This is a genomic window from Tardiphaga sp. (genome assembly GCF_041424195.1).
Classification (GTDB): domain Bacteria; phylum Pseudomonadota; class Alphaproteobacteria; order Rhizobiales; family Xanthobacteraceae; genus Tardiphaga.
In genome coordinates this window covers 1-7,214 of the sequence record NZ_JBGMOE010000138.1, presented here as the reverse complement: position 1 = coordinate 7,214, position 7,214 = coordinate 1, and the positions used below count along the sequence as shown (strand labels likewise).

General features: G+C 61.7%; 5 protein-coding genes. 2 read left to right on the top strand and 3 right to left on the bottom strand.

What is annotated here, in order from left to right; translation table 11 throughout:
- Nucleotides 1–70 precede the first annotated feature (70 nt).
- Nucleotides 71–1,813 (bottom strand): ABC transporter ATP-binding protein/permease, encoded by a 1,743-nt coding sequence (locus ACEK02_RS18510; RefSeq protein WP_371423038.1) that lies wholly within the window; start codon nucleotides 1,811–1,813, stop codon nucleotides 71–73.
- 272 nt (nucleotides 1,814–2,085) lie between these two features.
- On the opposite strand from ACEK02_RS18510, the gene ACEK02_RS18505 reads away from it, so the two are divergent.
- Nucleotides 2,086–3,750, top strand: a complete 1,665-nt coding sequence (locus tag ACEK02_RS18505) for an L-lactate permease (RefSeq protein ID WP_371423037.1) — start codon at nucleotides 2,086–2,088, stop codon at nucleotides 3,748–3,750.
- 156 nt (nucleotides 3,751–3,906) lie between these two features.
- On the top strand, nucleotides 3,907–4,311 hold the full coding sequence (locus ACEK02_RS18500) for an META domain-containing protein (RefSeq protein WP_371423036.1): 405 nt from the start codon (nucleotides 3,907–3,909) through the stop codon (nucleotides 4,309–4,311).
- Nucleotides 4,312–4,347: 36 nt separating this feature from the next.
- Here the strand turns inward: ACEK02_RS18500 and ACEK02_RS18495 are convergent, their stop codons facing one another.
- A complete protein-coding gene (locus ACEK02_RS18495; RefSeq protein WP_371423035.1) occupies nucleotides 4,348–5,556 on the bottom strand; it encodes a hypothetical protein in 1,209 nt (402 codons plus the stop codon).
- A gap of 200 nt (nucleotides 5,557–5,756) precedes the next feature.
- The coding region (gene groL, locus ACEK02_RS18490) for a chaperonin GroEL (protein ID WP_371423034.1) at nucleotides 5,757–7,214 on the bottom strand (1,458 nt) is incomplete at its 5' end.

The following is a 7,214-nucleotide window of genomic DNA, read 5'->3' as shown; positions in this document are numbered from 1 at the left end:
TTCGCCGATGAACCGGAATCCCTCCAGATTCAATAAATTCGTGAACCGCTCTAGCGGGGCGCGTGATTTCTCAGGCGTCTGTCGTGGCCTTTGCATCCCTCAGCGCGAAGTGATCGCCGGATCGCGTGAGCGATACCCTGCGCTGATGCAAGGCATCGAGCGTGTTGCGGTGGCCGATCGAAACGATGGTCGTGCCAGGCAGCTCGTCTTCCAGCAGCCGGTACAAAGCCGCTTCCGATGGTTCGTCGAGTGACGCCGTAGCCTCGTCAAGGAAGAGATATCGCGGCTTTTGCAGCAGTGCGCGGGCGACACCGAGACGCTGCTGCTCACCGAGCGATAGCATCCGATTCCAGTGGCCGTCTTCATCAAGCCGGGTCGCCAGCGCAGGCAGACCTACGGCCGTGACGGCATCGGCGATCTCCTGTGGGCTGAATGCGTCGGTCTCAGCGGGATAAGCCACCGCATCCTGCAGCGGGCCGACCGGAAAGTATGGCCGCTGCGGCAGCATCATGATTGCCGCATCCGCAGGGATCGAAATCTTGCCTTTGCCGAACGGCCATATGCCGGCGATGGCGCGGAATAGCGTGGATTTTCCGGAGCCCGATGGGCCGGTAAGCAGCGTGCGTTCGCCGCGGCTGAAATTGAAGCCCGGTGTTTCAACCATGGCAGCCCCGTTGGGGAGCGCGAGCGTGAGGCCGGCCAGCGCGATGTCACTGGTGCCGGTCTCTGCGACGTGAACGATATCGGCCTTTGTCGTCTGCGCCTGCGCATTGGCGATGGCGTGTTCGAAGCCATCGAGACGCATCACGCCGGACTGCCACTCTGCCAGCGTGCGATACGCTGTGACGAAGAACGAGAGTGCGCCCTGCACAGTGCCGAATGCATCCGCTGTCTGCATCACCGCGCCGAGCTGGACCTTCTCCGCGAAATAGGCCGGTGCGACCAGAACATAGGGCAGGATGATCGCGATCTGCTGATAACTGACCGTGAAGGACGTCAGCTTCTTGGTGCGGCGCATGATGTCGAGCCAGTTGCCGACGACCAGCTGGAAGCGGGTCGAGAGTCGTTGGCGCTCGACAGGCTCGCCACGCAGCAGCGCGATCTGCTCGGCGTTTTCGCGAGCGCGCACCAGGTTGAAACGGAAGTCCGCTTCATAGCGCTGCTGCTGGAAATTCAACGCCATTAATGGCGCACCGATATAGTGCGTCAGTGCGGTGCCGATCACGGCGTACACCAATGCGCCCCAGACGAGATAGCCGGGGATCGCGATATCGCGGCCGAACACATGTAGCGGCGCTGCATCGGACAGGCCCCACAGGATGATTACGAAGGAGAACAGTGTGACGACTGAACTCAGCAGTCCGATCCCGATGTCCAGCGTCCTTTCGACGAACAATCGGACGTCTTCCGCGATGCGCTGGTCCGGATTGTCGGCAGCGTCGCCCTGCAGCTGCATGCGGTAGTGGTTGGCGTCGGCCAGCCAGCTGCCGAGATAGCGCTCGGTCATCCAGCGGCGCCAGCGGATCTGGAGCCACTGGTTGAGATAGAGCTGATACACTTTGAGTGCGATGTTGATGGCCGCGAGGACGCTGAAGTAAGCCAGCTGATAGGTGAAGACGTCGAGGTTTCTCTCCTGAAGAGCATTGTAGAACGTGTTGTTCCAGCGATTGAACAACACGCTGAGGCCGACCACCGCCAGCTCGATCGTAATGACCGCTGCAAGTAATCCGATCCCCGCCCATTTGTCCTCGGAACGAAAATAGGGAACCGCGATCCGCCAGACGGTCGCGAGCGTGGAGCGGATTTTATTCACGGGTCGTCTCCGGGAGTAGGGCGCTAAGCCCCTCAAATCAGGATGGAATTGAAGCGTTTAGACTAAAGTTGCTGGTTTGATGGCCTGCGATGCCTTGTCGCGAAACTGTGATTCACCCTAGCATGACCAAAATCGAGGCATGGGGGCCTCACATCGCGCAGCCATGGCACTATCGGCTTTGACCGATCGTGGATGCCCTCGCAAGTGAACAATCAGCAATTTGCCGATCGATAACGATCGAGCCGCTGCAATAACATCAGGGGAGAACGGCCATGTGGAATCAGGTCTATAATCCATTCAACAGCAGCGCGATCTCGACGCTTGTCGCCGCGATACCGGTTGTCGTCTTGCTGGTCCTGATCGCCACCAACAAGGTCAAGGCACATATCGCCGCTATCATCGCCCTGGTGCTGGCCAATCTCGTGGCGATTTACGCATTTACGATGCCTGCCAACATGTCGCTTCGCGCGTCGGCGCTCGGCATCGTCACCGGCTTCTTCCCGATTGGCTGGATCGTTCTCAACGTCATCTTCATGTATCGGCTCACGGTGGACAGCGGCCGTTTCGAAGTGCTGCAGCGCGCCATCGGCGGCGTCACCAATGACCGACGTCTGCAGATCCTGCTGATAGCGTTTTCGTTCGGCGCATTCTTCGAGGGAGCATCGGGCTTCGGTACGCCGGTGGCGGTCACCGGCGCCGTGCTGATCGGCCTCGGTTTCTCGCCGCTGGCTGCCTCCGGCCTGTCGCTGATCGCGAATACTGCGCCGGTCGCCTATGGTGCGCTCGGCACGCCGATCCAGGGCCTCGCCACCGTGACCGGCTTCGATCCCTTCGTGCTCGGCGCGATGGTCGGTCGACAACTGCCGATCTTCTCCATGATCGTTCCGTTCTGGGTGGTGTGGGCCTTTGCCGGCTGGAAGGGCATGAAGGAAGTCTGGCCGGCGATCCTCGTCACGGCTCTGTCCTTCGCGATCCCGCAGTTCGTGATCTCGAACTACATCAATCCGTGGATTGTCGACATCGGTGCGTCGCTGATCTCGATGGGCGCGCTGATCCTGTTCCTGAAGGTCTGGCAGCCGAAGAGGGTCTGGACCTCGGCCGCGCTGCGTCAGCGCGACGATTCCGCATCCACCGTGCCGCCGGTGAAGCCGATGAGCACCGAGAGGCTGACCTCCGCCGAAGTGTGGAAGGCGCTGACGCCGTGGATCATCCTCTGCGTCATCCTGCTGATCTGGGGCACCAACTGGTTCAAGGGCATCGTCAACCCGATCTTCGCCTGGAACTATCCGGTGCCCGAACTGCACAACATGATCAACAAGGTGCCACCGGTGGCCGCCAAGCCAACGCCGGAAGGCGCGGTGTTCGCGTTCACCTACGTCTCCTATACCGGCACCGGCATGTTGCTGGCGGCGATCATCTCCGGCTTCATCATGGGCTTCTCGCCCGCAAAGATGATCGTGGAATATGGCCGCACCATCAAGATCTGCGCCTACTCGCTGATCACCATCTCGGCGATGCTGGCCATCGGCACGCTGACGCGCCTGTCGGGCGTCGATGCGACGCTCGGTCTGGCCTTTGCTGCGACCGGCGTGCTGTACCCGTTCTTCGGCACGCTGCTCGGCTGGCTCGGTGTCGCGCTGACCGGGTCGGACACCGCATCGAACGTGCTGTTCGGCAATCTGCAGAAGATCACGTCCGAACAGCTCGGACTGTCACCGATTCTGATGAGTGCCGCGAATTCGTCAGGTGGCGTGATGGGCAAGATGATCGATGCGCAATCGATCGTTGTGGCGTCGACCGCGACCAACTGGTTCGGGCATGAGGGCACCATTCTGCGCTTCGTGTTCTGGCACTCGATCGTGCTGGCCTGCATGGTCGGCAGCTTCGTGATGCTGCAGGCCTATGTCTATCCGTTCACACTGATGGTTCTGAAGTAAGTCACGCGCCATTCGTGAAAATCGATTCCCGCGGCTGCAAGGCCGCGGGAATTTTCGCGTTCGCGCCATATTGTTTCCCGACGGTTCTGGTCAATCGTCGTGCCCCCGCGTAGAACCGCGGCCATTGTCGCCGATCCCATCACGCCGAGAATTCATATGACTGCCATGACCACATTGCTGCGGGGTGCTTTTGCCGGCGCTGCACTTCTGATTGTCATCCCCGCGCATGCCGCCGACGAGTTTCCCTTCGGCATGGAGATGACTCTCGACGCGCAGCGTCAGCCTGGTTCGAAGCGGATACCCAATCTGGAAATCGGCGAGGCCGGCGAGACGCGGGTAGAGTTGTGGTGCAAGGGCGGCAAGGGACAGTTCTCGGTCGCCGGCAATACGATCGTGTTCGTCGCGGGTGCGATGGAGAATCGGAGCTGCACCGATGCGCAGGCGCAGCTCGACGATCAATTGCTGGCCGATCTCGGCGCCGCGACCAACTGGCAGCGACGCGGTGATGCAGTGACGTTCGTCGGGCCGAAGTCGCTGCGGTTTCGGCTGAATACGAACTGAGTTCTGGAGGCGCGGGAGCTTCTTTGTTGAAGCAGGCTACTTCCAGTTCGAATTATCCGCGTCCCAACGCTGCGCCTTGAACTCGGCGGCGACGGCCGCAACGGCGCCGTTGTCGTCGCGCGGATCGCTTTCCTCATCGACCGTCGGCGAATCCGCGAGAGCAAGCTTCGCGCCTGAGTTCTCATCCGCAGTGGTGACCGACGGCGTGCTGATCCACAGGATAAGCTTGTCTATCGTGCCGGGCTTGTCGGGAGCGATGATCGCACTGATCTCGACCGTCTCGGTCAATTCGAGCGCAGGGAGAACCTGGCTCGGCCGCTTGAAGGTCAGCTTGAGTTTTCCAGTCTCGTCATCCCATGAACTTCCCGCAGGCTTGCCCGACATGGTTTTGGCGAGAACATTTGCCAGCGTCGTCGCCAGCTTGTCGCGATTGAGCTTGTCGCCATCGCGCCAGTCGGCGGCCGCAAAGCGCACGGTGCGATCCATGTCCACGGCACCGGTGGTCCAGCCGACATTGACCACGCCGGGATAGGTCTTGGTCTTGGCGATGAAGGCGGCCGCGCGCTCCGGATCGATGGCCAGGCTGATGACCTGCTCGCCGGCACGTAGCGCGTCGCAGGAGACTGTCAGACTGTTCAGTGCGACTTCCACGGCCTGTCCGCGCAGCGTGCGGACGAAATCCAGCGCGGCTTCGAGCTTGATCTTGACCGCGATGGCCTCGGGGGAGACTTCGGTGAAATCCTTCGGCGCCGGTGCGATATTGTCGTCGGTGGACTGGTTATCCTGGAATTCCTTTTCGCTCTGGTCGGAATTGTCCGAGGACGTCACGTTGTTGTTGGTCTGGCCGACCGAGATCTGGCCCTTGAATTCGAATGTGTCGCCGGTCGGCCGGCGGTTCAGCTTGATGGTCACCGGCAGCTTGTCGACCTGGGTCTGCGTCGCGCCGGTGAGGGTCGAACCATTCACGGTCAGATTGGCGACGAAGCGATCCTTGCGCTCGCTGCCCTTCTCGGCGGGATAGCAGACATCAAGCGTCGCGGCCGTGACGGTCTTGCCCTGCCGCGTCTCGCGCAGGATGACGTCGGCATTGCCGTTCATGACGCCGTCGATCGAGGTGAAATAGCGCGTCTCCGGGCCTGCCGGCTGGCTCTTCGGCGCGGTTTTCACCTGGGCGAAGGCATGGTGGACGGTCGCAACCGAGGCGGTGACCGTGAGGCCGAGCAGGCAAAGGTGAAGCGCGCGCATTTCAAAAGTCCCTGGACGTGAACGACGTGTCTCCGGGCGGATTTGGCTGAATCCACCCATGTAAGATCAATCACGGGATTGAATCAGAACCGCGACCAAGGCGAAAGGCCATAAGTCGCAGGCGCATTGTATCAGGACAAAAAAGAAGGCCGCCCGGAGGCGGCCTTCGATCACAAAGCGGTTGAGCGAGCGCGCAGGGCTTAGAAGCCCATGCCTCCCATTCCGCCCATGCCACCCATACCGCCGCCGCCCGGCATCGCCGGTGCAGCTTCCTTCGGCAGTTCGGCGACCATGGCTTCGGTGGTCACCAGCAGGCCGGCAACCGAGGCTGCGTCCTGCAGTGCAGTGCGCACCACCTTGGCGGGATCGATGATGCCCTTGGCGACCATGTCGACATAGGTTTCGGTCTGCGCGTCGAAGCCGAAGGTCTCGGACTTCTCGTCCAGGATCTTGCCGACCACGATCGAGCCTTCCACGCCGGCATTCTCGGCGATCTGGCGGATCGGAGCTTCCAGCGCCTTCAGCACGATGTTGATACCGGCCTGAACGTCGGCATTCTCGTTGGTGAGACGACCGACGGCCTTCTTGGCGCGGAGGAGAGCAGTGCCGCCGCCGGGGACGATGCCTTCCTGAACGGCCGCACGGGTCGCGTTCAGCGCGTCATCCACGCGATCCTTCTTTTCCTTCACTTCGACTTCGGTCGCGCCGCCGACGCGGATCACCGCGACGCCGCCGGCCAGCTTGGCCAGACGTTCCTGCAGCTTCTCGCGGTCGTAGTCCGAGGTGGTTTCCTCGATCTGCGCCTTGATCTGACCGACCCGGGCTTCGATCGCAGGCTTCTTGCCAGCGCCGTTGACGACGGTGGTGTTTTCCTTGTCGATCACGACCTTCTTGGCGCGGCCGAGCATGGCGAGCGTGACGCTTTCCAGCTTCATGCCGAGATCTTCCGAGACGAGCTGACCGCCGGTCAGGATTGCAAGGTCTTCCAGCATCGCCTTGCGGCGATCGCCGAAGCCCGGTGCCTTGACGGCAGCAACCTTGAGGCCGCCGCGCAGGCGGTTGACGACGAGGGTGGCGAGGGCTTCGCCTTCGACGTCTTCAGCAATGATCAGGAGCGGCTTGCCCGACTGCACCACGGCTTCGAGCACCGGCAGCATGGCCTGCAGGCTGGAGATCTTCTTCTCGACGAGCAGGACATAGACGTCCTCGAGCTCGGCGGTCATCTTCTCGGCATTGGTGACGAAGTAGGGCGACAGGTAGCCGCGGTCGAACTTCATGCCCTCGACGATGTCGACTTCGGTCTCGAGCGACTTGTTTTCTTCAACCGTGATGACGCCTTCGTTGCCGACCTTCTGCATTGCCTGGGCGATCATCTTACCGATGGCGGCGTCGCCGTTGGCGGAGATGGTGCCGACCTGGGCGACTTCAGCCGAAGACGCAACCGGCTTGGCGCGCTTGGTGATGTCCTTGATGACGGCGGCGACCGCGATATCGATGCCGCGCTTGAGGTCCATCGGGTTCATGCCGGCAGCGACCGACTTGGCGCCTTCACGGACGATGGCCTGGGCCAGCACGGTGGCGGTGGTGGTGCCGTCGCCTGCGGTGTCGTTGGTCTTGGAGGCGACTTCGCGCAGCATCTGCGCGCCCATGTTCTCGAA

Bases quoted from the DNA above. Each gene is read 5' to 3' on its own strand.
- ACEK02_RS18505 (WP_371423037.1), top strand. From the start codon at position 2,086: ATGTGGAATCAGGTCTATAATCCATTCAACAGCAGCGCGATCTCGACG.
- ACEK02_RS18500 (WP_371423036.1), top strand. From the start codon at position 3,907: ATGACTGCCATGACCACATTGCTGCGGGGTGCTTTTGCCGGCGCTGCA.
- ACEK02_RS18495 (WP_371423035.1), bottom strand. From the start codon at position 5,556: ATGCGCGCGCTTCACCTTTGCCTGCTCGGCCTCACGGTCACCGCCTCG.